The 25,011-nt window shown below is 66.3% G+C and carries 26 protein-coding genes and 1 other RNA gene; 19 read left to right on the top strand and 8 right to left on the bottom strand.

The genetic code is table 11. From position 1 onward, the window contains the following. Positions 1-105 precede the first annotated feature (105 nt). The 3 genes from fumC to ssrA form a co-directional block, all read right to left on the bottom strand. The gene (gene fumC / locus G539_RS0116435; RefSeq protein WP_029076162.1) at positions 106-1,497 is read right to left on the bottom strand and encodes a class II fumarate hydratase; all 1,392 of its coding nucleotides are present in this window, start codon (positions 1,495-1,497) and stop codon (positions 106-108) included. Between the two features lie 58 nt (positions 1,498-1,555). Continuing rightward, positions 1,556-2,074 carry an SspB family protein gene (locus G539_RS0116430; protein ID WP_029076161.1) on the bottom strand — a complete coding sequence of 173 codons (519 nt, stop codon included), beginning with the start codon at positions 2,072-2,074 and terminating at the stop codon, positions 1,556-1,558. Positions 2,075-2,335: 261 nt separating this feature from the next. Next, positions 2,336-2,693: a transfer-messenger RNA gene (gene ssrA, locus G539_RS26780) on the bottom strand. A gap of 278 nt (positions 2,694-2,971) precedes the next feature. Here ssrA and G539_RS0116425 point away from each other — a divergent pair. Beyond that, on the top strand, positions 2,972-4,177 hold the full coding sequence (locus G539_RS0116425) for a multidrug effflux MFS transporter (RefSeq protein WP_029076160.1): 1,206 nt from the start codon (positions 2,972-2,974) through the stop codon (positions 4,175-4,177). Positions 4,178-4,186: 9 nt separating this feature from the next. Here G539_RS0116425 and G539_RS0116420 read toward each other — a convergent pair whose 3' ends face one another. Next, positions 4,187-4,777 carry a hypothetical protein gene (locus tag G539_RS0116420; RefSeq protein WP_029076159.1) on the bottom strand — a complete coding sequence of 197 codons (591 nt, stop codon included), beginning with the start codon at positions 4,775-4,777 and terminating at the stop codon, positions 4,187-4,189. Positions 4,778-4,929: 152 nt separating this feature from the next. Here G539_RS0116420 and G539_RS0116415 point away from each other — a divergent pair, with 152 nt between their 5' ends. From G539_RS0116415 to G539_RS0116375, 9 genes are all read left to right on the top strand, one after another. Then, entirely contained in the window at positions 4,930-5,724 is a 795-nt protein-coding gene (locus tag G539_RS0116415) for a thymidylate synthase (protein WP_029076158.1), read from the top strand. A gap of 90 nt (positions 5,725-5,814) precedes the next feature. Further along, positions 5,815-6,837 carry a DUF4424 domain-containing protein gene (locus G539_RS0116410; RefSeq protein WP_051231533.1) on the top strand — a complete coding sequence of 341 codons (1,023 nt, stop codon included), beginning with the start codon at positions 5,815-5,817 and terminating at the stop codon, positions 6,835-6,837. A gap of 12 nt (positions 6,838-6,849) precedes the next feature. Continuing rightward, positions 6,850-7,365: a GNAT family N-acetyltransferase gene (locus G539_RS0116405; RefSeq protein ID WP_029076156.1), complete on the top strand. Its 516-nt coding sequence runs from the start codon at positions 6,850-6,852 to the stop codon at positions 7,363-7,365. A gap of 39 nt (positions 7,366-7,404) precedes the next feature. Continuing rightward, positions 7,405-7,983, top strand: coding sequence for a TIGR00645 family protein (locus G539_RS25160; RefSeq protein ID WP_084640116.1), 579 nt, complete (start codon positions 7,405-7,407; stop codon positions 7,981-7,983). Beyond that, positions 7,980-8,477, top strand: coding sequence for a dihydrofolate reductase (locus G539_RS0116395; RefSeq protein ID WP_029076155.1), 498 nt, complete (start codon positions 7,980-7,982; stop codon positions 8,475-8,477). The genes G539_RS25160 and G539_RS0116395 overlap by 4 nt, the downstream gene beginning before the upstream one ends. 163 nt (positions 8,478-8,640) lie before the next feature. After that, positions 8,641-9,768, top strand: a complete 1,128-nt coding sequence (gene hflK / locus G539_RS0116390; RefSeq protein ID WP_029076154.1) for an FtsH protease activity modulator HflK — start codon at positions 8,641-8,643, stop codon at positions 9,766-9,768. Continuing rightward, positions 9,768-10,742 (top strand): protease modulator HflC, encoded by a 975-nt coding sequence (hflC, locus tag G539_RS0116385; protein ID WP_029076153.1) that lies wholly within the window; start codon positions 9,768-9,770, stop codon positions 10,740-10,742. Before hflK ends, hflC begins: the two co-directional genes overlap by 1 nt. Further along, complete coding sequence (locus tag G539_RS0116380; protein ID WP_029076152.1) at positions 10,739-10,924, top strand: DUF2065 domain-containing protein; 186 nt, start codon at positions 10,739-10,741, stop codon at positions 10,922-10,924. Before hflC ends, G539_RS0116380 begins: the two co-directional genes overlap by 4 nt. Before the next feature lie 85 nt (positions 10,925-11,009). Then, positions 11,010-12,497 carry a DegQ family serine endoprotease gene (locus G539_RS0116375; RefSeq protein ID WP_051231784.1) on the top strand — a complete coding sequence of 496 codons (1,488 nt, stop codon included), beginning with the start codon at positions 11,010-11,012 and terminating at the stop codon, positions 12,495-12,497. A 230-nt stretch (positions 12,498-12,727) separates the two neighbouring features. On the opposite strand, the gene G539_RS0116370 is transcribed toward G539_RS0116375, so the two are convergent. Both G539_RS0116370 and serB read right to left on the bottom strand, forming a co-directional pair. Beyond that, on the bottom strand, positions 12,728-13,279 hold the full coding sequence (locus G539_RS0116370) for a GNAT family N-acetyltransferase (protein ID WP_029076150.1): 552 nt from the start codon (positions 13,277-13,279) through the stop codon (positions 12,728-12,730). Then, complete coding sequence (serB, locus tag G539_RS0116365) at positions 13,276-14,187, bottom strand: phosphoserine phosphatase SerB (protein ID WP_029076149.1); 912 nt, start codon at positions 14,185-14,187, stop codon at positions 13,276-13,278. Before serB ends, G539_RS0116370 begins: the two co-directional genes overlap by 4 nt. Here serB and miaA point away from each other — a divergent pair. Further along, positions 14,186-15,121, top strand: a complete 936-nt coding sequence (miaA, locus tag G539_RS0116360; protein ID WP_051231531.1) for a tRNA (adenosine(37)-N6)-dimethylallyltransferase MiaA — start codon at positions 14,186-14,188, stop codon at positions 15,119-15,121. The two genes, serB and miaA, sit on opposite strands and share 2 nt — an antisense overlap. On the opposite strand, the gene adhP is transcribed toward miaA, so the two are convergent. Beyond that, on the bottom strand, positions 15,102-16,133 hold the full coding sequence (gene adhP / locus G539_RS0116355; protein WP_029076147.1) for an alcohol dehydrogenase AdhP: 1,032 nt from the start codon (positions 16,131-16,133) through the stop codon (positions 15,102-15,104). The genes miaA and adhP overlap by 20 nt on opposite strands. 183 nt (positions 16,134-16,316) lie before the next feature. Here adhP and G539_RS0116350 point away from each other — a divergent pair, with 183 nt between their 5' ends. The 7 genes from G539_RS0116350 (at position 16,317) to G539_RS27135 (ending at position 21,798) form a co-directional block, all read left to right on the top strand. After that, positions 16,317-17,159, top strand: a complete 843-nt coding sequence (locus tag G539_RS0116350) for an alpha/beta hydrolase family protein (RefSeq protein ID WP_029076146.1) — start codon at positions 16,317-16,319, stop codon at positions 17,157-17,159. Between the two features lie 67 nt (positions 17,160-17,226). Next, positions 17,227-17,853: a hypothetical protein gene (locus G539_RS0116345; RefSeq protein ID WP_029076145.1), complete on the top strand. Its 627-nt coding sequence runs from the start codon at positions 17,227-17,229 to the stop codon at positions 17,851-17,853. Between the two features lie 125 nt (positions 17,854-17,978). Then, positions 17,979-18,932, top strand: coding sequence for a helix-turn-helix transcriptional regulator (locus tag G539_RS0116340; protein ID WP_029076144.1), 954 nt, complete (start codon positions 17,979-17,981; stop codon positions 18,930-18,932). Positions 18,933-19,186: 254 nt separating this feature from the next. After that, complete coding sequence (locus tag G539_RS0116335; RefSeq protein ID WP_156912006.1) at positions 19,187-19,540, top strand: hypothetical protein; 354 nt, start codon at positions 19,187-19,189, stop codon at positions 19,538-19,540. Beyond that, positions 19,534-20,058, top strand: a complete 525-nt coding sequence (locus G539_RS25155; protein WP_051231529.1) for a hypothetical protein — start codon at positions 19,534-19,536, stop codon at positions 20,056-20,058. The genes G539_RS0116335 and G539_RS25155 overlap by 7 nt, the downstream gene beginning before the upstream one ends. A 374-nt stretch (positions 20,059-20,432) precedes the next feature. Next, the gene (locus G539_RS0116325; protein WP_029076142.1) at positions 20,433-21,419 is read left to right on the top strand and encodes a DMT family transporter; all 987 of its coding nucleotides are present in this window, start codon (positions 20,433-20,435) and stop codon (positions 21,417-21,419) included. 202 nt (positions 21,420-21,621) lie between these two features. After that, positions 21,622-21,798: a hypothetical protein gene (locus G539_RS27135; protein ID WP_210162825.1), complete on the top strand. Its 177-nt coding sequence runs from the start codon at positions 21,622-21,624 to the stop codon at positions 21,796-21,798. A gap of 220 nt (positions 21,799-22,018) precedes the next feature. Here the strand turns inward: G539_RS27135 and G539_RS27130 are convergent, their stop codons facing one another. Next, on the bottom strand, positions 22,019-22,762 hold the full coding sequence (locus G539_RS27130) for a DUF8168 domain-containing protein (RefSeq protein ID WP_156912005.1): 744 nt from the start codon (positions 22,760-22,762) through the stop codon (positions 22,019-22,021). Between the two features lie 417 nt (positions 22,763-23,179). Between G539_RS27130 and G539_RS0116320 the strand changes: the two genes are divergently transcribed. Then, positions 23,180-24,946 (top strand): acetolactate synthase 3 large subunit, encoded by a 1,767-nt coding sequence (locus tag G539_RS0116320; RefSeq protein WP_035831489.1) that lies wholly within the window; start codon positions 23,180-23,182, stop codon positions 24,944-24,946. Positions 24,947-25,011 lie beyond the last annotated feature (65 nt).

Raw genomic sequence — 25,011 nt, 5'->3', positions numbered from 1 at the left:
GGGCCGGCGTCATCGTCCCGGCGCGCCGTTCGTCCTCCATGCCGCTATCAGTGCGCATGGAGGACGAATTGTCCAGATCCGTAGTGTGACGGAGGTCACTGCACCTCAGTTCGGCGCGATCATGTCCTCGGGGCGGACGATGGCGTCGAACTCCGCATCCGTCACATAGCCGCCGCCGACGGCCTCCTCGCGGAGCGTCGTGCCGTTCTTGTGCGCCGTCTTGGCGATCTTGGCGGCGTTGTCGTAGCCGATCTTCGGGGCGAGCGCGGTGACGAGCATCAGCGAGCGTTCGACGCCCGCCTTGATGTTGTCGAGGCGCGGCTCGATGCCGACGACGCAATTGTCGGTGAAGGAGACGGCCGCGTCGGCGAGGATGCGCACCGACTGCAGGAAGTTGTAGGCCATCACCGGGTTGTAGACGTTGAGCTCGAAATGGCCCTGGCTGCCGGCGAAGGTGATGGCGGCCTGGTTGCCGAAGATCTGCACGCAGACCTGGGTCAGCGCCTCGCACTGGGTCGGGTTGACCTTGCCCGGCATGATCGACGAGCCAGGCTCGTTCTCGGGCAGCGACAGCTCGCCGAGGCCGGCGCGCGGGCCGGAGCCGAGCAGGCGGATGTCGTTGGCGATCTTGAACAGCGATCCGGCGACCGTGTTGATCGCGCCATGCGAGAACACCATCGCGTCATGCGCGGCCAGCGCCTCGAACTTGTTCGGCGCCGAGGTGAAGGGCAGGCCGGTGATCGATGCGATCGCGCTGGCGACGCCCTCGGCGAAGCCGATCGGGGCGTTCAGACCGGTGCCGACGGCGGTGCCGCCCTGGGCGAGCTGCATCAGGTCCGGCAGCGTCATCTCGATGCGCTTGATGCCGTTCTCGACCTGCTGGGCATAGCCCGAGAATTCCTGGCCGAGCGTCAGCGGCGTGGCGTCCTGGGTGTGGGTGCGGCCGATCTTGACGATCGCCGCCCAGTCCTTCGCCTTGGCGTCGAGGGCTGCATGCAGGTGCTTCAGCGCCGGCAGCAGGCGGTGGACGATCTCCTCGGCGGCGGCGATGTGCATCGCCGTCGGATAGGTGTCGTTCGACGACTGGCTCATGTTGACGTGGTCATTGGGGTGGACGGGCTTCTTGGAGCCCATCACGCCGCCCAGCATCTCGATCGCGCGGTTCGAGACGACCTCGTTAGCGTTCATGTTCGACTGCGTGCCCGAGCCGGTCTGCCAGACGACGAGCGGGAAGTGATCGTCGAGCTTGCCGTCGATGACCTCCTGCGCGGCGGCGACGATCGCCTTGGAGATCTCGGGGTCGAGACGGCCGAGCTTCGCATTGACCTCGGCCGCGGCGCGCTTGATCACGCCGAGGGCCCGCACGATCGGCAGCGGCTGCTTCTCGAGGCCGATCTTGAAGTTGCCGAGCGAACGCTGCGCCTGGGCGCCCCAATAGCGGTCGCTTGCCACTTCGATCGGGCCAAAAGTATCCGTTTCGATGCGGGTCGTGGTCATGTAGTCAGCCTTTCACAGCCGCGGGCGCGGCGTCGTCAGTAAGCAGTCCGGAAGGGGATTAGCTCTTCTTGCGGAACGCGTCGAGCCGTACCACCTCGGCGGCCGGCTTTTCGCCAGGCTCCGCGGCGGGCTCGTCGGCCGGGGCCGGGGTGTCGAGCACCAGCGGATCGGTCTCGACCTCGTCCATCTCCGCCTCGAGCTCGGCGCCTTCCTCGTCGAGGGTCGCCGTCTCGAACTGCAGTCCGAACTGGACCGAGGGATCGACGAAGGACTTCAGCGCCGTGAACGGGATCAGCAGGCGCTCCGGAACGCCCTTGAACGACAGGCCGATCTCGAAGGCGTGCTCGCTGACCGACAGGTCCCAGTACTGGTGCTGGATGATGATCGTCATTTCCTCGGGATAGTCGGTCATCAGCCGCGTCGAGATCCGCACACCGGGCGCCCGCGTCTCGAAGGTGACGTAGAAATGATGGTCACCCGGCAGGCCGGTCTTGGCCACCTCGGCCAGCACCTTGCGGACGACGCCGCGCAGGGCGTCCTGGGCCAGAATGTCGTAGCGGATGAGATCTTCGGCCATGAACGGCGACTATCCAGAATCATGCGGTCGGGGTCGAACAGGCACCCGGCGCGGCAATGCCGCGGACCCGCGCTAATACCGGCTCCCTGACGAGCCTTGTTGCGCTGAAAACTCGATCTCCGGCCCCCAGAAGTCAAGGCTGTGCCGGGCGGAGCGCGCGAAAAGGCCGCCATCATCCGTGGAAGGCGGTGATTCTGGGCGCGGCCGCATGCGCCAGGACGGGCGCGGCGAGAAATTCGACAGTTTCGGGAAGGGGAGAGAAGTGGAGGCTTCTGTTGCCAGGTGCCTCCGGACCCCGCCTACACGGTGCTACCCGCAAGGACTTTTATTTCGGTACCGGTACCGCTTACGCGGCAACAGCCACCGGAGCATAGTTGTCGTTGGCAACTACAGATTTGGTCCGATAACGGCGGTACCATGCCGAGCGAAAGAACACCCTTTACGCCCTCGTCGATCCTATTTCGCCCCCGCCGAAACCCATCTGCGATGGATGGGCTTGGGTGGAGGCGCCGGGTACCGCCCCCGGGTCCGATGGGTTTATTTCGATGACCGTTTATCGCCATAGCCGACTTGCGCCGGCACGACAGATATAGGCGATCGAAACCGGGCTGAAAAGGGTGGGTCGGCGAGCGCGTCGCCCTAAGCGGCGGAATGTACACCGGAATACGCCTTTGCCGGGTCGCGCTGGCGCGGATGCCGTCGCGTTGCCATGGGAAAAGGCGGCCCGGTTTCGGCAATGAGCGCTTGACGAAGCAGGGCGGCTCCATCATTAGTGTGTTAACCACTACAAAATGATCGCGGCGCTGCGGCCCGGTCGGCTGTCCAAAATCTGAGAGAATCCCGCTTCGCAACGGCTTCCGTTGGCGGAGTTCCTTTCGTCGCTTTCACGGTGCCCCCATGACTTCCTCCATGCTGCGCTACGCGGTCATCCTCGGCCTGCTCAGCGTCATCGGCCCCTTCGCCATCGACATGTACCTGCCGGCGCTGCCGACCATCAGCACCGATCTCGGCGCGTCGATCGAGGCCATCCAGGGCAGTCTGATGGCGTTCTTCGTCTCGGTCGGCGTCGGGCAGCTGGTCTATGGGCCGCTCGCCGACATGCTCGGCCGCAAGCCGCCCCTCTATTTCGGGCTCGTCCTGTTCGCGGGCGCCTCGATCGGCTGCGCGCTGGCGCCGAATGTCGAGACGCTGATCGCCTTCCGCTTCGTGCAGGGGCTTGGCGCCTGCGCGGGCATGGTGGTGCCGCGCGCCGTCGTGCGCGACCTGCATACCGGCAACGAGGCGGCGCGGCTGATGTCGCTGCTGATGCTGGTGTTCTCGATCGGACCGATCCTGGCGCCGCTGGCCGGCACCGGCGTGACCGCAATCGCTTCCTGGCGCGCGATCTTCTGGCTGATGATGGTGGCGTCGCTGCTCGGCATCCTGCTGCTCGCCTTCGCGCTGCCCGAGACGCGGCCGCCGGAGCAGCGGGTCGAGAGCGGCATCGGCAGCGCGATGTCGGGTTACTGGCTGCTGCTGCGCGACCGCCATTTCCTCGGGCTGGTGTTCATCGGCGCCTTCGGCATGTCGAGCTTCTTCATCTATCTCGCCAATTCGTCCTTCGTGCTGATCCAGCACTATGGGCTGACGCCGACCCAGTACAGCCTGGCCTTCTCGGTCAACGCGATCTCGTTCTTCGGCTTCTCGCAGCTGAACGGCCGGCTCGGCGGGCGCTACGGGCTCGCCCGCGTCATGCGCTTCGCCGTGACCGGCTTCGCGGCTGCCGTGGTGATCCTGGCGCTGCTGATGGCGGCGGGCATCGACGGCCTGTTCGTGCTGATCGGCATGCTGTTCATCGGCAACGGCTTCCTCGGCCTCGTCATCCCGACCTCGGCCGTGCTCGCGCTCGACGAGCATGGCGAGATCGCCGGCACCGCATCGGCGCTGATGGGCACGCTGCAGATGGTGACCGGCGCGCTGATGATGGCGCTGGTCGGGCTCTTCATCGACGGCACGGCGCTGCCGATGGTGAGCGGCATCGCCGCCTGCGGCATCATCGCCTTCACGCTCGGCCAGCTGACGCTCGGCCGGCGGGGACGCATCGTCGAGGCGCCGGCCGAATAGGCCGGCGTCTTACTGCAGCGTCGAGAAGGCGCGCAGGATCCAGAACACCTGGAAGGCGAGGGCGCAGATGGCGATCGCGAGATGGAAGCGCTTGTCGCTGACGAACATCGCCACGATCGCCATGCCCGCATAGATCAGGTTGCGGGCCGGATAGACGATGCCGAAGGAGTGGAAGTGGGCGCTGCCCTTGATGGCGGTGTCGACGAGATCGACCAGGAAGATCACGGCGATCAGCCCGTAGAACCACTTCCGCCGCGACATGAAGTAGTCGTCATAGCCGGAATACTCCGCCAGGCTGTCGGGAAACAGGATGGCGCAGAGGACGAAGTAGAGGCTCGAGTAGATGATGATGAAAATATAGAGCTCGAACGTCCAGAGGTGGACCGAGGTGAGATAGAACTCGAACCACCAGAAATGCACGACGCAGAGAAAGGCGAACGTCACCCAGATCAGATGCGTCGCGAACACCTTGTTGCGGAGCGGATGCTGGGCGAAGCGGCTGACGCCGTTGAGCAGGCGCGAGACGCTCAGGCCCAGGATGATGCCGATGATGACGCGGACATGCAGATAGACATCGGGATTGGCGATGGTCTGGGACATGCGGTCGCTCCTGCGTCCGTTCCGGAATCGTCATGCCCGGCACCGGCTCGCCGCAGTTGATCGCAGAGCCGGGTTTCGTGCAAATCCCTGATCCGGCCGCCGCGCGGCTGTATGATCGCGAAAACCTCGAATCGAATCGTCCGGACCCATCCATGCGCCAGTATCTCGACCTCATGCAGCACGTGCTGGACACCGGCGTCCGCAAGGAAGACCGCACCGGCACCGGCACGCTCTCCGTGTTCGGCCACCAGATGCGCTTCGATCTCGGCGCCGGCTTCCCACTGGTGACGACCAAGAAGGCGCATCTGAAGTCGATCATCCACGAACTGCTCTGGTTCATCGCCGGCGACACCAACATCCGCTACCTGAAGGAAAACGGCGTCTCGATCTGGGACGAGTGGGCCGACGAGAATGGCGACCTCGGCCCGGTCTATGGCGCGCAGTGGCGCTCCTGGCCGGCGCCGGACGGGCGTACGATCGACCAACTCGCCAACGTCATCGAGATGATCCGCAACAAGCCGGATTCGCGCCGGCTGATCGTCTCGGCCTGGAACCCGGCCGAGGTGGACGACATGGCGCTGCCGCCCTGTCACAGCCTCTTCCAGTTCTACGTCGCGGAGGGGCGGCTCTCCTGCCAGCTCTATCAGCGTTCGGCCGACATTTTCCTCGGTGTGCCGTTCAACATCGCCTCCTATGCGCTGCTGACGATGATGGTGGCGCAGGTGACGGGACTGAAGCCCGGCGATTTCGTCCACACCTTCGGCGACGCTCATCTCTACCTCAATCACCTCGACCAGGCCCGGCTGCAGCTCTCGCGCACGCCGAAGCCGCTGCCGACGATGAAGATCAATCCGGACGTCCGTCGCATCGAGGATTTCCGCTACGCCGATTTCGAGCTCGTCGGCTATGATCCCGACCCGGCCATCAAGGCGCCGATCGCCGTGTGACCGGCATCACGACGGCCGGGCGGAGCGCTCGACCGTCGGCGGCGCCGCCTGCTAGACCGGACGTATCGTGAACGGCTGGAGCCTTCTGCCATGCGCGCCCTCGAGACCCGCCTCGCCGTCACCGGCCTTGCCCTGATGTTCGCCGCCGCGATGCCGGCCGTGCCGGCGTCGGCTAACGACTCGACCGCGGCGCTCGCCGCCGGCGGCCTCGTCTACGTCCTCACCGAGGACATCGAGATGCAGTCGGAGGATCTCTTCATCTCGCTCGACGAGGTCCGCGTCCGCTACACCTTCGAGAACCACGCCGACCACGACATCACCACGCTCGTCGCGTTTCCGCTGCCGGTCATCCAGGGCAGCATCGATTTCATGGCCTCGATCCCGGTCGAGGAGCCCGTGAACTTCCTCGGCTTCAAGACGCTGGTGGAGGGAAAGCCGGTCGAGACCAAGGCGCAGCAGCGCGCCTTTGCGCTCGGCATCGACCAGACGGCGCTTCTGGAAGAGCTCGGCGTGCCGCTGGCGCTGCATCTCGACGAGACGCGCAAGGCGCTCGACGCGCTGCCGCAGGCCGACAAGGACAGGCTGGTGCGGCTCGGCCTTGCCGCGATCGACGAATACGACAATGACGGCAACGGGATGGTGAAGCATCTCGCCCCGAACTGGCTGCTGTCGACGGTGTTCTATCGCGAGCAGACTTTTCCGGCAGGCAGGAAGCTGGCGGTCGAGCACAGCTACAAGCCGAGCGTCGGCCAGAGCGCCGACGTCTCCTTCGTCGCGCCGGAAGCGCAGTCCGAGCCCTGGTTCGAGCCCTATCGGCAGAAATACTGCATGGACGAGGCCTTCCTGAAGGCGGCGCGGGCCGGCCTGACCGCCGATGGCGGCAACAACCTGTTCGAGAACCGCATCGGCTACATCCTGCGCACCGGCAGCAACTGGGCCGGGCCGATCGCCAGGTTCCGCCTCGTGGTCGACAAGGGCGCGCCGAAGAACCTGGTCTCGTTCTGCGCCGAGGGCGTGAAGAAGATCAGCCCGACGCAGTTCGAGGTGGTGATGACCGATTTCGAGCCGCGGCAGGATCTCGACATCATGATCCTCGCCCCGCGCGAACCCTGACGAGGAACCGAGATGACCCTGACCCTCCGCGCCGCGAAGCCCGGCGACGCGCCGCTGGTGCTCGAATTCGTCAAGGCGCTGGCCGAATACGAGCGACTGGCGCACGAGGTCGAGACCGATGCCGCCGCACTGGACGCAGCCCTGTTCGGGCCGGCCCCGCGCGTGTTCTGCTCGATCGCCGAGTGGCAGGGCGAACCGGCCGGTTTCGCGCTCTGGTTCTACACTTTCTCGACCTTCCAGGGCCGCCACGGCATCTATCTCGAGGACCTGTTCGTGCAGCCGGATTTTCGCGGTCACGGCATCGGCAAGGCCTTGCTGGCGAGCCTCGCGCAGCGCTGCGTCGCCGAGGGGCTCGGGCGTTACGAATGGTCGGTGCTCGACTGGAACGCGCCGTCGATCGCCTTCTACGAGGCGCAGGGCGCGCGCCGCCTGGTCGAGTGGCAGCGCTGCCGCGTCGAGGGCGAGGCACTGAATCGTCTCGGCGGCACGATTTTGCAGGCAGGGAGGGTTGGCGAAGCGGCCCTGTGATCCGTATATGCGGCCATTGCACCCATGGAGCTTTCTCCCTTGAAATCCTTCGAGACCTCGATCGAAAAGCTCATCATGTCGGCCCGATGGCTGCTGGTGATCTTCTACGGTGGCCTCGGCGCCGCCCTCGTTCTCTACGCCGCCTCCTTCCTGGCGAAATTCTGGAAGGTCGCCATGAACGTGTTCGTCTACGACGAATCCGACATGATCCTTGCCATGCTCGGCCTGATCGATGCCGCGCTGGTGGCGAGCCTCGTCGTCATGGTGATGATCTCGTCCTACGAGAACTATGTCAGCCGCTTCGACGACGCGGGCCATGACCTCTCCTGGCTCGGCAAGCTCGATTCCGGCAGCCTGAAGATCAAGGTGGCGTCGTCGATCGTCGCGATCTCGTCGATCCACCTGCTGCAGGTGTTCCTGAACGCCAACGAATACACCAACGACAAGATCATGTGGTCGACCATCCTGCACATGACTTTCGTGCTTTCAGCGCTGCTGCTGGCGACCGTCGACCGGATCTCGGCCGGCGGCAAGGCGCCGGCGGACGACGATGCCAAGAAGGCGAAGGGCGTGGCCAAGGGCGCGTCCAAGGGGGCGGCGCTGCCGCAGGCGGAATGACGGCGCGGCTTTCCCTCATCGCGGCGGTCGCCGAAAACGGTGTCATCGGGCGTGATGGCGACATGCCGTGGAAGCTGTCGACCGATCTCAAGCGCTTCAAGGCGATCACCACCGGCAAGCCGGTGGTGATGGGGCGCAAGACCTTCGCGTCGATCGGACGGCCGTTGCCGAACCGGCAGAACATCGTGGTCTCGCGCGACGACGCGTTCGCCGCCGACGGCGTGACCGTGGTGCCGGATCTCGACGCCGCGCTCGCGGCGGCCGGATCGGCCGAGGAGGTGATGGTGGTCGGCGGTGGCGAGATCTACCGTGCATTCATCGGGCGGGCGGAGCGGCTCTACATCACCCATGTCGCGGCGACGCCGGACGGCGATGCCCACTTCCCGGAGATCGATCCGGCCGTCTGGGACGTCGTGGCCAGCGAGGACGTTCCGGCCGGGCCGGCCGACAGCGCGCCGAGCCGCTTCGTGATCTATTCGCGTCGCGGAACATGATCTAGCTGGTGGATATTCGCCGGGAACGCGTTGAAAGCGCGGGCCCGGCACACCACTTCCTGCCCTGCTGAGGCCCTGCAGTGGCCGCATCTCCGGGGCTCTCTTGCTTCGATGGGCGGGGGCAGGTACGCCTTCCCTATTGATCGACAACTAAGGAGCGAAGATGCCCTGGAGCAACCAGACGGGCGGCGGATGGAAGGGCGGCGGCAATGGCGGCCCCTGGGGCCAGGGCCCGCGCGGCAACGGCCCCAATCCGCCGGATCTCGAGGAACTCCTTCGCCGCAGCCAGGATAAGCTGAAACAGGTTCTGCCCGGTGGCGGCGGATCCAGTGGCGGCTTCAATCCGATCTTGTTCATCGCCATCCTGGCAGTGGTCGCCGCGTTCCTGGCCTATAATTTCTTCACCTTCCGCGTCGAGCCGGACGAGCAGGGCGTGGTTCTGCGCTTCGGCGAGTACCAGCGCAGCGCGCCTCCCGGCCTGAATTTCCGGCTGCCTTACCCGATCGAGGCCGTGTACACGCCGCAGGTCACGCGCGTGAACCGCACGACGGTCGGCACGATCCAGGATGATCGCAATACGGCCTCGAGTGGCCGCGACGTGCCGCAGGAAAGCCTGATGCTGACCGGCGACGAGAATATCGTCGACGTCGATTTCGCCGTCTTCTGGGTCATCGACAATGCGAGCGACTTCCTGTTCAACATCCAGAACCCCGAAGGCACGGTGAAGGCGACCGCCGAGAGCGTCATGCGCGAGATCATCGGTCGGTCCAATATCGACCGCGTGCTGACCGAGGAGCGCCTCGGCATCCAGACGTCGGCCCAGGAACTGATGCAGGCCAAGCTGAACCAGTATGGCGCCGGCATCCAGATCACCCAGGTGCAGCTCCTGAACGTCGGTCCGCCGGCGGAGGTCATCGACTCGTTCCGCGACGTGCAGGCGGCCGAGCAGGACCAGGACCGCGTCCAGAACGAGGCGCAGACCTACGCCAACCGCGTCATTCCCGGCGCGCGCGGCCAGGCCTCGCAGATCGTCGAGGCGGCCAACGCCTATCGCGACCAGATCGTCGCCGAGGCGACCGGTCAGGCCGACCGTTTCTCCAAGGTCTACGAGTCGTACAAGGCGGCGCCCGCCGTGACGCGTGAGCGCATCTATCTCGACACGCTGTCCGGCGTCTTCGCCGACATGGACAAGATCATCGTCGACGAGAAGGGAAGTGGGGTGGTGCCGTACATGCCGTTGCCTGCCTTGCAGGGCGCGCCCGCAGCCGCCAAGCAGGGAGGCTCGCAGTGATGGGTCGCATTTTCGGCGGGCTCGGCCTCGTCATCATCATCATCGTCGCGATCATCGGCTACACGGGCCTGTTCATCGTCGACCAGACCCAGCAGGCGCTGGTGCTGCGTTTCGGCAATCCCGTTCGCGTCGTCACGTCGCCGGGCCTCTATGCCAAGGTTCCGCTGATCGACAATGTCGTGTTCCTGGACAAGCGCCTGCTCGACATCGACTCGCCGCCGATCGAGGTCATCGCGCGTGACCGCAAGCGTCTCGTGATGGACGCCTTCGGTCGCTTCAAGATCACCGATCCGCTGCTGTTCTACCAGGCGGCCGGTTCGGTGCAGGTCGCGGAATCGCGGCTCGCCGTGATCCTGAACTCGGCGATCCGCGGCGCGGCCGGCCAGATGGACTTCAGCAACATCGTGCGCGACGGTCGCGCGCCGCTGATGCGCCAGATCACCGAGCAGGTGCAGCGCGAGGGCCGCAGCCTCGGCGTCGACGTCGTCGACGTCCGCATCCGTCGCGCCGACCTCCCGCCGGAGAACAGCCAGGCCGTCTACCAGCGCATGCAGACGGAACGCCAGCGCGAGGCGACGGACATCCGCGCGCAGGGCGAGCAGGCGGCCCGGACCATCCGCGCCCAGGCCGACAGGCAGGCGACCGTCATCGTCGCCGACGCCAACCGCCAGGCCGAGGAGATCAAGGGTGACGGCGACGCCGAGCGCAATCGCATCTTCGCGGCGGCGTTCGAGCAGGATCCGGACTTCTTCTCGTTCTACCGGTCGATGCAGGCCTACCAGGACGGCATGAAGAGCGGCACGACTCGGATGGTGATTTCGCCGTCCTCGCCCTTCTTCCGCTACCTGACCGATCCGAGCGGCAACGCCCTGCCGGTGCCGCAGAACGCCACGCCGGGCCGTCCTGCCCCGGCGGCGGCTCCCGCGGCCGCCGCTCCGGCTCCGGCTGAGCCGGCGCCCGCCGCGGCGCCGTGACGGATTTCGTCACCGCGCTGGGCCTCGTCCTCGTCATCGATGGCGGGGTCTATGCGGTGGCACCGTCGTTTACGAAACTTCTGATGCGGCAAGGCATTGCCGCATCAGACAATGGTCTTCGCGGCTGCGGGCTGGTCGCGCTGGCGCTGGGCGTGGCGGTCGTTTGGCTGGTGCGCGCCTGACCCTTCGCGACGCCGCCTGATGCGCTAGATGAATCCAGGTCGCCGTCGTGGCATGCTCGACGCCGATGCCAGAGGAGAGACGCAGATGGCCGCGGCCAAATCCAGAACCTATCGCCTGTGCCTCGCAGCCGCCCTCGGGGCCCTGCTGACCGCCGCGGTGCCGGCCGCCATGCCGGCTGCCTACGCGCAGGGGCCCGATTCCGTGGCCGATCTCGCTGCCGGGCTGGTCGATTCCGTGGTCAACATCTCGACGTCGCAGACCATCGAGGGCTCGCGCGGCATTCCGGCCCCGCAGGCGCCCGAGGGCTCGCCCTTCCAGGAATTCTTCGACGAGTTCTTCAACAAGCAGAAGGACGGCGCGGACAATTCGCCGCCGCGCAAGGTGCAGTCGCTCGGCTCGGGCTTCGTCATCGACGCCGCTGGCATCATCGTCACCAACAACCACGTCATCGAGGGCGCCGACGAGATCGTCGCCAATTTCAACGACGGCTCGAAGCTGACCGCGACCCTGCTCGGCCGCGACGAGAAGACCGACATCGCCGTGCTGCAGGTCAAGCCGAATCCGGCGAAGCCCCTCAAGGCGCTGAAGTTCGGCTCCTCCGACGCCATGCGGGTCGGTGACTGGGTGATGGCGATCGGCAATCCGTTCGGCCTCGGCGGCACGGTCACGGTCGGCATCGTCTCAGCCCGCAACCGCGACATCAATTCCGGTCCCTACGACAATTTCATCCAGACCGACGCCGCCATCAACCGCGGCAATTCCGGCGGACCGCTGTTCAACATGAATGGCGAGATCATCGGCATCAACACGGCGATCATCTCGCCGTCGGGCGGCTCGATCGGCATCGGCTTCGCCATTCCCTCCGACGCCGCCGTGCATGTGATCCAGCAATTGCGCGAATTCGGCGAGACGCGGCGCGGCCTGCTCGGTGTGCGCATCCAGCAGGTGACGGACGAGATTGCCGAGAGCCTCGGCATGGGCGCCGCGCGCGGCGCGTTGGTTGCCGGCGTCACCGAGAAGGGCCCGGCGGCCGAGGCGGGCATCCAGCCCGGCGACGTCATCCTCTCCTTCGACGGCAAGCCGATCACCGAAATGCGCGACCTGCCGCGCCTTGTGGCGGATTCGAACATCGACAAGCAGGTCGACGTCGTCGTCATCCGCAAGGGCAAGGAGATGACGTTGAAGGTCAAGGTCGGGCGCCTGACCGAGGCGGCCGAGAAGGCCGAGGACAAGGCGTCGCAGGAACCCGTGGAGCCGCCCAAGCCGGTGGTGACGGAACTGCTCGGCCTGACGCTCTCCGAGCTGACGCCGGAACTGCGCGGCCAGTTCTCGATCGCACCCGAGGTCAAGGGCGTGGTCATCACGCAGATCGCCGCCGGCAGCGCCGCGGCGGAAAAGGGCATCACGGTCGGCGAGGTCGTCGTCGAGGTGTCGCAGGAGCCCGTCGCGCTCCCCGAGGACGTGACGAAGCGTGTCGAGGCGCTGAAGAAGGACGGCCGCCGCTCGGCCCTGTTCCTGATCGCCAACAAGGCGGGCGAGCTGCGCTTCGTGCCGCTGAAGCTGGACGAGTAGGGGGCGGCGCCAGGTCGTTGCGCCCGCGCATGGGGTCGCTCCGCCCTCATCCTGAGGTGCTTCGCGTAAGCGAAGCCTCGAAGGAGGATCCAGCGGAGCGCTCGGTTCGGGTCTGGCGAGATCAGCCCGGTGTTCCCTGGACCCTCCTTCGAGGCCCGGCTTCGCCGGGCACCTCAGGATGATGGCCTTGTCCAGGGATACGGTCAGGGAGCCTTGGCAGCGAGGCCGGGCTACCGACCCTCGAATTCCTCCCGCTTCAGCCGATACAGCACGTGCAGCCGGAGCGGGTGGCCTTCCGGAACGCCCGGATGCTCGAAATCGTCGGCGGGGTCGCGCGTCATGCCGAGGCGCTGCATCAGTCCGGCCGAGCGGGTGTTCGGCGTCGCGGTGAAGGCGACGATCTCGGGGAAATCATGCTCGGCGAAGGCCGCCGCGAGGACGGCTTCGGCCGCCTCGCGGGCATAGCCGTTCGACCAGTATGGCTTGGCGAGCCGCCAGCCGATCTCCACCGAAGGGGCGAAATGCGCCGTGGGGAAGACATCGAGCAGGCCGGTCAAGCCGACGAAGGCGCCGGTGTCGCGCTCTTCCAGCGCATAATTGCCATAGCCGCGCGCCTCCCAATGCGCCTCGACCCGATCGATGAAGGCATCGGCCTCGGCGCGGCTGAGCGGCGCGAGGAAGAATTCCATGACTGCCGGATCGGCGCTCATGGCGGCGAAGGCGGCGCGGTCGGCGTCCCGCCAGCGGCGGAGGCGAAGGCGGGGCGTTTCGATCGGCTTCATTCGCTGAACTCGCTCCGGCGATAGCCCTGCACGTAGAGCAGGGCGGTTAGGTCGTTGTGGTCGATGCGGGCGGCCGCCTCTGCGGCGACCTTGGGCTTCGCATGATAGGCGACACCGAGCCCGGCCGCACGGATCATGGCGAGATCGTTGGCGCCGTCGCCGACCGCCAGCGTCTCGATCTTGGAGAGCGAGAAGCGGCGGGCGAGATCCATCAGCGCCGAGAGCTTCGCCTCCTGGCCGAGGATCGGCTCCTCGACCGTGCCGGTCAGCGCGCCGTCGGTGTGGTTCAGGATGTTGGCGCGGTTCTCGTCGAAGCCGATCATCGCGGCGACCGGGCCGGTGAACAGCGTGAAGCCGCCCGAGACCAGCGCGGCATAGGCGCCGTTCGCCTTCATGGTGCGGATCAGCTCGGGGCCGCCCGGCATCAGCGTGATGCGCTCGGCCAGCACTGTCTCGACGACGGAGAGCTCCAGTCCCTTCAGCAGCGCGACGCGCTCGCGCAGCGCCGGCTCGAAGGCGATCTCGCCGCGCATGGCGCGCTCGGTGATCTCGGCGACATGCGGCTTCAGACCGACCATGTCGGCGAGCTCGTCGATGCATTCCTGGCCGATCATGGTCGAATCCATGTCGGCGATGAGGAGCTTCTTGCGCCGGCCGGCGATCGGCTGCGTCACCACGTCGACGGGGCGGCCGTCGATCATCTCGTAGAGATCGGCGCGGATGGCGCCGAGGCCGTTCTCGGCAGGGGGAAGCGGGATGTCGCAGGCCTCGCCGTCGGCGAGCCAGTCGGGCCGTCCCGCGCCCGGCAGGTCGGCCGCCTCGTCGACGACCTCCGAAAGCGACGCCGCGTGTTCGGGCCGTGCTATGAACGTGGCGACAAATTCGAACGGAGCGGTATCGGACGGCATGGGGAACCTGAATTCAGAGAAAAACGGACCTGCCGTCCTGATAGCCGGGCCCACCGCGAGCGGCAAGTCGGCGCTGGCGCTGGCGCTGGCGCGGAAGCATGGCGGCGTCGTCATCAACGCCGATTCGATGCAGGTCTATCGTGAGCTCCGCATCCTCTCCGCCCGCCCGGATGCGCATGAGGAGGCGCAGGCGCCGCACCGGCTCTACGGCCATGTCGCGGCCGCCGAGCGCTATTCGGTCGCGCGCTGGCGCGAGGATGCGAAGATGGCGCTCGAGGCGGCGTGGCGCGACGACGCGCTGCCGATCGTGATCGGCGGCACCGGGCTCTATTTCAAGGCGCTCACCGAGGGGCTCTCGTCGATCCCGCCGATCCCGGCCGAATTGCGGGCAACCATCGAGGCGCGCGCCGATGCCGAGGGCGTGCCGGCCCTGTATGCCGCGCTTGAGAAGCTGGATCCGGAGAGCGCCGCTCGTCTGGCGCCGCTCGATCGCACGCGGGTGACCCGCGCGCTGGAAGTGGTGGAAGCGACCGGCCGCTCGATCGGAGACTGGCAGAGGGAAACGGGCGCGCCGCCGCTGGTCGACGCGGCTGCGGTGCGGCGCATCGTGCTCGAGCCGGAAAGGACGGTGCTCTACGAGCGCATCGGCCGGCGCTTCGACGGCATGGTGGAGGCCGGCGGCATCGCCGAGGCGGAGGCGCTGATCGCGCTCGGGCTCAACCCGGCGCTGCCGGCGATGAAGGCGATCGGCATTCGCGAGTTCGGTGCCTACCTCGCCGGCGAGCTCTCGCTCGACGAGGCGATCGAGGGCGCCAAGATGGAGACGCGCCGCTACGCCAAGCGGCAGGGCACCTGGTTCCGCAACCAGATGGCGGATTGGGAGCGCCACGTTCCCGGCGCGGCGCTCCCGGAGATCAGTTGGCGATCTGCATGACGACGCGGCCGTCGATCTTGCCGGCGCGCATCTGGTCGAAGATCGCGTTGATGTTGTCGAGCTTGTCCCAGCTGTAGTGCGGCGTGACGAGGCCCTCGGCGGCGAAATCGAGCGATTCCACCAGGTCCTGCCGCGTGCCGACGATCGAGCCGCGCACGGTGATGCGGTTCAGCACGACGTCGAAGATCGGCATCGGGAAGTCGCCCGGCGGCAGGCCGACCAGCGCCAGCGTGCCGCGCCGGCGCACCATGCCGAGCGCCTGCGCGAAGGCGGGACGCGACACGGCCGTGACCAGCACGCCATGCGCGCCGCCTTCCGTCGCCTTCCTGATCGCGGCGGCCGGGTCGCCCTCGGTGGCGTTGACGGTCACTTCGGCGCCGAGCTCACGCGCCAGCTTCAGCTTGTCCTCGCTGACGTCGACGGCGGCGACATGCATGCCCATGGCCTTGGCATATTGCACGGCCATGTGGCCGAGCCCGCCGACGCCGGAGATCACCACCCACTGGCCCGGCTTGGCCTCGGTCTCCTTCAGGCCCTTGTAGACGGTGACGCCGGCGCACATGACTGGCGCGGCGGCGCCGAAATCGAGCTTGGTCGGGATGTGGCCGACATAGTTCGGATCGGCCAGCACATAGTCGGCATAGCCGCCATTGACCGAATAGCCGGTGTTCTGCTGCTCGTTGCAGAGCGTTTCCCAGCCGGAGAAGCAATGTTCGCAATGGCCGCAGGCGGTGTAGAGCCATGGCACGCCGACGCGGTCGCCTTCCTTGACACCCCGAACGTCGCGGCCGACCGCGGTGACGAAGCCGGAGCCCTCATGGCCGGGGATGAAGGGGGGCTTCGGCTTGACCGGCCAGTCGCCCTCGGCCGCGTGCAGGTCGGTATGGCAGACGCCGCAGGCCTCGACCTTCACCAGGATGCGATCATGCCGCATTTCGGGAATCGGGACTTCCTCGATCGTCAGCGGCTTGCCGAACTCTCGGACCACGGCAGCTTTCATCGTCTTCATCACGACCTCCTTGATGGACTTGTCGACACGTCATCCTGAGCACAATTGGCCGGGTGAGCAAATTCGTTTTGTGCCCGCCCATCCATGATCTCGATCAAATGTGGTTCCCGTGACGCGCCGTTGACGTCGGCGGGGATGGGGGATTTGCTGGCGGGAGAATCGTGGAATCGCGCAAGGAATGTCGACATGCGTCTGCTGCCCGCCTCGTTCGCCCTCATCGCCCTGTTGTCGCTACCGGCTGCCGCATCGGCCGGAGAGAGCGTCGTGACGCTCGAGGGCGGCATCGCCGGTACGCTCAACCGGCCGGACGGCGCGGCCAGCGCTCCGGCGGTCTTGATGCTGCACGGCTTCGGCTCCTCGCGCGACGAGGTCGGCGCCATGTATGCGCGCGAGGCCGAGGCGCTGGCGAAGGAGGGCATCGCCTCGCTGCGCATCGATTTCCGCGGCTTCGGCAAGAGCGACGGCGACACCGGCGCCACGACGATCGACGGCCAGCTCGCCGATGCCAAGGTCGCGGCCGCCTACCTCGCCAGGCAGGAGGGCATCGATCCGAAGCGCCTCGGCGTGCTCGGCTTCTCGCTCGGCGGCGGTGTCGCCACCTTGCTCGCCGCCGACGAGCCGGATCGCTTCAAGTCGCTGGTTACCTGGTCCTCTGTCGGCGATTTCGCGAAAGACATGAAGGGCGCGGTCGGCGACAAGGCGGTCGCCACCGCCGAGACGGAAGGCGTGGTCGGCCTCGATCTCGGCTGGCGCACCATCGTGCTGAAGAAGGGCTTCTTCGACAGCCTCGCGACGCATAAGATCGACGCGGCGATCGCGAAATATCCGGGCGCCTATCTCGCCATCGCAGGGTCGAAGGATTTTTCCGCCGCCTATCCGGAAGGCTTCGCCAAGCTGGCGAAGGGCGAGGCTAAGGAGGTCTGGATCGTGCCGGAAGGCGATCACATCTTCGGCAGCCTCGGCGACGACCAGGCGATGGCCGACAGCGTGATCGCCAAGACGGCGGCGTGGTTCAAGAAGACGCTCTGAGGGCCGGCGCGACGCCCGTGTCCCGACTGGCCTGAAGCGCGCCCCCGGTTTGGCGGGAGTGCATCGCATGCGCGGATGGCTCGTCGCTCTGCTTGTCCTGGCTGCGCCGGTGGCGTCGGTTTCGGCCAAGGAGTTGCCGCGCGTCTATCTGGAGGATTTTCGCCTAGGTGACGGACCCGGCGTGGCGCGCGTCGTGTCCTGGCGTCAGCTCGACGCGGAGCGGGCGGACATCGCCGCGCTGTCCGGTTGCCGGGCGCTCGGCTTCGACTGCGGCGACGATCCGGATCCGGCCCGCGCCGCGGCGCGGTTCATCAAGCCCGAAATTGTCTCCGGCGCCTATCGCGGCACGGCGCGGGTCGTCCTCCAGCGCGGCGCCAGCTACTACGTCAAGTTCGACGCGCCGCCCGGCTTCACGCTCTGCAAGGCGGGCATCGATCTCGTCGGCGGCTATGCCAGCCCCGGCGCCATCTTCGCCGGCTCGATCCAGCGCATCGGCCGCGATGGCCTCGGCGTCTATGCGGCATTGCCGAAGGCGGGCGAAGGCGCCATCGCCTTCCGGCTGCTGATCGCCACGGTGCCGGAGGCGCGCTTCGACCGCGACGCCTGCTGGCCGGACGGCACCATCGTCTTCCTCTGCGCCGGGCCGGAGCGCTGCCGTCCAAGCGGCGCCTATCCCGAGACGGACCTGAGATGACGGTCACACCCCGGACTCTTGACCTTATGGTCAATCTTTTGGACTAATGCGCGCCTTCCCGAACGGAAGGCGCGGGTGTCGGGGGCCCGGCCAACGCCCTCCGTTCCTGTCACGTGGACTTCCTCATGCAGCGTCTTTCGACCCGCGCCGTCCCGGAACGCCACCGCCTCGCCTTCGTGCATGATTTCGTGGCGCGCCACGTCGTCGGCATGGAGTTCCATCCCGTCGAGCGCGACCGCCTCGATGTCGACCTCGCTGCGCTGGCGCTGCCCGACGCGGCGATCGTCGCGGACGCGCGCTATCCCGCCTTGCGCGGCGCGCGCTCGCGGGCGTTGCTCGGCGATGGCCGTGACGACTATCAGCTGATGATTCACACCAGCGACCATTGGGTTTCGATCGAGGGCAAGCCGCCCCTGCTCGTCGCGGCGGGGGACCTGATGGTCGTCAACCAGGCCATCGCGCTCGAATGCCGGATCCCGGAGACGCTGCTCAAGGTCGTCGCGCTGAACCGCGCCCGGCTGGCCCGGCTGGTGCCGCGCATCGATGAACGCAGCTGCTACATCATTCCCGCGACGGCGCCCGGCATGAGCCTGTTCGCCGGCTATGCCGAACTCCTGCGCGCCAGCCCGCCCGACGCGCCGGAGGGGGCGGGGCTCGCCTCCCGGCATCTCTACGAGCTCGTCGCCCACCTCCTCGGCGGTGTCGTCGCCGGCGACAGCGCGCGCGGCGGCGCCGGCGTTGGCGCGGCCCGGCTGGCGCTGGTCAAGCAGGAGATCCGGGCTCGGCTCGCCGATCCGGCGCTCGATATCGGCCAGGTGGCGCGGCGCCAAGGCGTCACGCCGCGCTACATCCAGCGGCTCTTCGCGGCTGAGGGCGACAGCTTCACCGCCCATCTGCGCGATTGCCGGCTGGAGTTCGCCATGCAGCGGCTGCGCGAGGGACAGGCGGGCTCGATCGCCGACATCGCCTATGAGGCCGGCTTCCAGGATCTCTCCCATTTCAACCGCGCTTTTCGCGCTCGCTATGGCTGCACGCCCTCCGACATCCGCGCCGGGGCGCTGCGCGAACGCGCCGGCTGAGCCGCCCGCGCGATTTCGCTTTTTCTTCCTTTTGCTTCGGAAAAGATGCGCGGAGTTCGCTTGCCGCAGCATCCGTTCGCCCCGCGCCAAGACGCACCCGAGGCGGCGTCGTAGAGCGGGTGCCGAGCGGCGACATCGACCGCCAACCGCGACGGGCCGGGGGGCTCCGGACAATTGGCATGAGGCGACAGGCGAGCGGACCCGAGAGGGCCGGGATCGCCCCGTCCGCCTTTGCCCAGACATGGGAGTGAGGAATGCGAAAGATATGGATGCTGGCGTTTGGGCTAGCGCTCGCCGGCTGCAGCCAGACGACCGAGACCGCCTCGGTCGCCCCCGCCGGCCCGGCCGGCAAGGGCGCGAAGGCCGCGCCGGCCCGTCAGGTGGCGGCGCGAGGCTCGGCGCAGGCCTGCGCCGAAGCGGCGAAGAAGGCGGCCGACGCGCAGATGGGCGCCGCGATGGTCGGCGGAGCTCTGTCGATGGTCGGCGGGCTCGGCGGCTATGGCGGCACGGGCGGCATGGTGGCGGCGCAGGCGGCCTCCGTGGGTGGCTCGCTGATGCAGCAGCAGGCGAGCCACAAGGCCGAGGCGGAGATGCGGGAAGCATGCTGAGCCAATCCTATCCACGCCGGAGGCGGCTTCGGCGGGCGGCGCTGGCGCTCGCGGGCTCGCTGCCGTTCCTGGCGATCGCCCTTTCGGTCTCGCCGGCCAAGGCGCTGACCCGGCAGGAGGCGATCGTCGTCGTGAAGCTGATGCAGGCGCTGGCGCCGGAATTCGGCCGGCTCGCCTATGACGAGCAGGCGGCCGACGACTGGTTCGAGGCCGACGCCGAGAGCGAGGGCCGCATCGCCCATGCCGGCTTCACCCGCGAGACCTGGCGCGTCGCGCTCGGCGCCACCGTCACCGGCTATATCGCCTCGCTGCCGGAGGCGGAGTTCCGCGCCAAGCTTTCAACGATCCGCGCCAGGGCCGAAAGCGGCGGCTCGCTCAACGACGAGCAGCGTCGCGCCATGCTCGCGCTCGTCGACGAGGTGACGGCGCGGCTCGAGGCGATGCGCCGCGAAGGCATCGTCCATGTCGAGATCATCCGGCCGCTGGCGCCGCGGCTCCGCGTGCTGATGGTCGAATGACGGTCGCGGAGCGACGCGGACGCCGGTTCGCGTGAAGAAGGCGCGACAAGGAACTGCCGCGCGGCTCCGCCCCCAGGGCCGAGCGGCGGGACCGGCCCTGCCGGAGCCGTCCCTGCGGGCGGCTTCGGCAGGGTTTTCCGTCCCGGCAGCTCCGCCGCCGCGGCTGCGTCAGGGCGCGATTTTCCCGTCGTGGTTCATCGAATTGTCATGGCGGCGTCGTCTGCTTCTGCTACAGGCTGCGCCCGGCAGGCTCGATCTGCCCGGTGCCCGCGAGAGCGGGCGCGCCGTTCGCGTCCGGGGGAGGGGCGCCGGCCGGCGCAACCGGGGGAAGGGCGGCCCAACCCGACAGTCTCGCGCCAGAAAGCCTCCCGTCCGTGTCGTCCTCCGATCCCGTCCTGAAGGGCCTTCTGCTCGGCTTTGCCGCCTTCGCCGCCTATGCCTTCTCCGACGCCAGCGTCAAGTTCATCGATGGCGGCCTGCCAGCCTACGAGATCGCCTTCATCGGCTCGCTGTTCGGCCTCGCGGCGATCCCCTTCCTGAAGAAGCCTGGCGATCGCTGGGCCGACATCGTGACGACGACCAACCGGTCGCTCTGGCTGGTGCGCTTCGCCGCCAACGGCATGGCGGCGATCGGCAGCGTCACGGCCTTCACCCATCTCTCCATGGCGGAAGCCTTCGCGCTCATCTTCCTGCTGCCGGCCTTCGTCACCATCATGTCGGTCCTGTTCCTGAAGGAGCAGGTCGGGCTCAAACGCTGGAGCGCCGTGATCATCGGCTTCATCGGCGTCCTGATCGTGCTGCGCCCCGGCTTTCGCGAGCTCTCGATCGGCCATCTCGGCGCCATCGCCGGCGGCCTCGGCGGCGCCATCTCGATCGTCGTCTTCCGCGCCGTCGGCCCGCGCGAGAAGAGCATCTCGCTCTACGGCGCGGGCGTGCTCGGCACCTTCTTCATCTGCGGCATCGCCATGATCCCGGCCTTCGCGCTGCCGAACGTCACCCAGATCGGCTGGCTCGCGAGCTACGGCATTCTTTGCGCGCTCGGCAACATCCTCCTGATGATGGCCGCCTTCCGGGCGCCGGCGGCACTGGTCGGGCCGACGCAGTACAGCCAGATGCTGTGGGCGATCGCCATCGACACCTTCGTGTTCAAGATCCACCTGGAATGGCCGATGCTCGTCGGCATCGTGCTGATCGTCGGCTCCGGCATCCTGACCCTCTGGCGCGAAAAGGCGCGCGGCACGCCGCTCCCGCCGTCTGTGGCGGCGGAGGGGCAGGCGGGGCTAGTGGAGGAGGCTCAGGAGGCGACGCCGGCGGCCGCTGCCCCGCTCCGTCATGTGCCGAGCGTGGTTCCGGCGGAGTAGGAAGGCTCTATCTGCTCCCTCCCCCTTGTGGGGAGGGTCGGGGAGGGGGTACTGGCGCCGGAACTGGGAATTCTGCCTCGCCCTGCCGCTCCCGAAATCTTGTCTCGGATAGCCGCCTCATCGTTGTCTAGTGACCGCATCCGGCGAGGCCGAGCCGGTACCCCCACCCCAACCCTCCCCACAAGGGGGAGGGCGGTCGGTCGTGCCGGTCATCGACTCCGGCATCCTGACCCTCTGGCGCGAAAAGGCGCGGGGAACGAAGCTCCCGCCGTCGGTGGCGGCGGAAGGGCAGGCGGGGCTGGTGGAGGAGGCGGGCGAGGTGCCGCCGTCGTCTGCTGCGTCGGCCCGGCATGCGCCGAGCGTGGCTCCGGCTGAGTAGCGGGGGGGGGGGCGATTCATATTTGAAGTGCAACAGTTGTTGTCAGAATGCCTCGGCTGGGGTCCGGATGCCGAGGTGGCACTATGGCGTGAGCGTGATGAATACGTTCGCCTTGGTAGTGATCGACTGCCAAGGGGGGGGCTGAAGTGCTGGGAATCTATTGGTGTATTTCTTATAGAGTATAGTATATAAGTAGATATACTTGAATATCTAATAATAACTATCTATTATTTATGACGTACTCAACGTAAGGGTCGACAATCTCCCATGTCTTGGTGAGAATGTATTCACGATCAACGTCATTTTCTTCTGTAATGTTTCCGTGACGAGCTGGGTCGGCGTATTTTTTTATGGTTAAAATATGTTCTTTGGAAGCTTGTGAGGCTTCCCGAAACATATCCCATTGCGACGATTTCGATCGTCCTTGCGTGTCATTGAGGGTTGCGCAGTGATTAACCAATGTTTCTATAGATCTGTAGCAATAAAATGCAGTGTCGTCGGCATATTTTATCGCCGATTTCAGATCATTTAAGCAGCGGTTAATAAGTACTCCGTTTTTGCCTGTGGTAAGCTCTCTTAACTTGGGTAGCTCTCTGTCTATGGATGTTGATTGTCGGCTGGTTTCGAGGCACGGAATGCCGATTCCAAAAACATAATCAATTTCTCGTTTCTTGTTGATTACGCGGGTTATTTCCGTGTCGTATGCGTACCCACGTAGATACCCTATCATCGACAATTCGCCCTGGACGAGATAGGAAACGATGTTGCGTAAGTCAAATATATCCCAAGAATAATTGCTTGATATCCATACTGTTATGTGATTCAAAATTATGTTTACATGGGCGAATAGCGGTTTGTCGGAATATACGTGAACCATATCGCACTTGAATTCCGTTGATATCTGGGCGCGTTCGGGAATTACGGTTCCGATGAATATATAATCTGTATCAAATTCTTCAGTCATATCGTGCGTTGCCGTTTCGTGGAATTAAATGGTGAGGGTGGCCAGCTTCTCAAATAGATTTGGCGGACTGATTTTGTAGAAATGCACGACTTGGTATTTGCTGTCCAATTGGTCGTCCTTTGGTCTCTCTCTCTCCCTAATTTCCCGCAATCCCAACCCCCTATCCGCGCAATTTTCTTCTCCGGGGGTTGACGGCTCGCGCGGGCTGCGCCATCTTCCGCGCAATTCCAATTTGAAGGGGCCGGACATGATCCGCCGCGACGTTATTGTACTTAGAGAGCGCACTGCCTGATGGCCTGAAGCCGTCACGATAGGTAGTGCGCGAAAATGGGCCCCGAGAGGGCCTTTTTTATTGGCTTGACGGAACACAGACGAAAAGGCGGATACGGCGATGAAAATCCGCGACGGAGCGAAACGATGACACGGCAGATGACCGGCGCAGAGATGGTCGTTCAGGCATTGATCGACCAGGGCGTGGAGCACCTCTTCGGCTATCCCGGCGGCGCCGTACTGCCGATCTATGACGAGATCTTCCAGCAGGACAAGGTCGAGCACATCCTCGTCCGCCAGGAGGGCGGGGCCGGCCACGCGGCCGAGGGCTATGCCCGCTCGACCGGCAAGGTCGGCGTCGCGCTCGTCACCTCCGGCCCCGGCGCCACCAACATGGTCACGCCGCTGACCGACGCGCTGATGGATTCGATCCCGATGGTCTGCATCACCGGCCAGGTCGCGACGCACCTGATCGGCTCCGACGCCTTCCAGGAGGCCGACACGGTCGGCATCACGCGCCCCTGCACCAAGCACAACTGGCTGGTCAAGGACGTCAACGACCTCGCCCGCATCCTGCACGAGGCCTTCTATGTCGCGCGCTCCGGCCGTCCCGGCCCCGTCGTCGTCGACATCCCGAAGGACGTCCAGTTCGCCACCGGCACCTATGAGGGGCCGAGCCATGTCGAGCACAAGACCTATCGCCCGCAGGTCGAGGGCGATCCGGCCGCGATCCAGGCGGCGGTCGAGCTGATCGCCAAGGCCAAGAAGCCGATCTTCTATACCGGTGGCGGCGTCATCAATTCCGGCCCCGAGGCCTCCGCCCTGCTGCGCGAGTTCGTCCAGCTGACCGGCTTCCCGATCACGTCGACGCTGATGGGCCTCGGCGCCTATCCGGCGTCGGACAAGCAGTGGCTCGGCATGCTCGGCATGCACGGCACCTATGAAGCCAACAACGCGATGCATGACTGCGACGTCATGATCAACATCGGCGCGCGCTTCGACGACCGCATCACCGGCCGGCTCGACGCGTTCTCGCCCGGCTCGAAGAAGATCCATGTCGACATCGATCCGTCCTCGATCAACAAGAACGTCCGCGCCGACATCGGCATCATCGGCGACGTCGCGCATGTCCTGAAGGCGATGCTCGCCGCCTGGAAGGCCGCCGGCCACAAGGCCGACAAGGCGGCGCTGAAGAGCTGGTGGGGCGAGATCGACCGCTGGCGCGCCCGCAACAGCCTGGGCTTCCGCCAGAACAGCGAGACGATCCTGCCGCAGCACGCGATCCGCACGCTCTATGAGCGGACGCGGGGCAAGGACGTCTATGTCTCGACGGAAGTCGGCCAGCACCAGATGTGGGCGGCGCAGTATTTCGGCTTCGACGAGCCGAACCGCTGGATGACCTCGGGCGGCCTCGGCACGATGGGCTACGGCCTGCCGGCGGCGATCGGCGCGCAGGTGGCCCATCCCGACGCGCTCTGCATCGACATCGCCGGCGACGCCTCGATCCTGATGAACATCCAGGAGCTGTCGACGGCGATGCAGTTCGAGCTGCCGGTCAAGGTGTTCATCCTGAACAACCAGTACATGGGCATGGTGCGCCAGTGGCAGCAGCTGTTGCACGGCAACCGCCTGTCGCACTCCTACACCGACTCGCTGCCCGATTTCGTCAAGCTGGCCGAGGCCTATGGCGCCACCGGCATCCGCTGCGAGAAGGCCTCGGAGCTCGAAGGCGCGATCGACGCGATGATCGCGGCCAAGGGCCCGGTGCTGTTCGACTGCCGCGTCGCCAATCTCGCCAACTGCTTCCCGATGATTCCGTCGGGCAAGGCACATAACGAGATGCTGCTGCCGGAAGAGGCGACCGACGAAGTCATCGCCAACGCCATCGACGCCGCCGGCAAGGCGCTGGTCTAGTCTCTCGACAAGTCAAACTTGTCGTCATCCCGGGCGAAGCGCGAGCCGAGGCCCGGGATCCATCG

The organism is Kaistia adipata DSM 17808 (assembly GCF_000423225.1).
GTDB classification, from domain to species: domain Bacteria; phylum Pseudomonadota; class Alphaproteobacteria; order Rhizobiales; family Kaistiaceae; genus Kaistia; species Kaistia adipata.
This window is presented reverse-complemented; position numbering and strand designations above follow the sequence as displayed.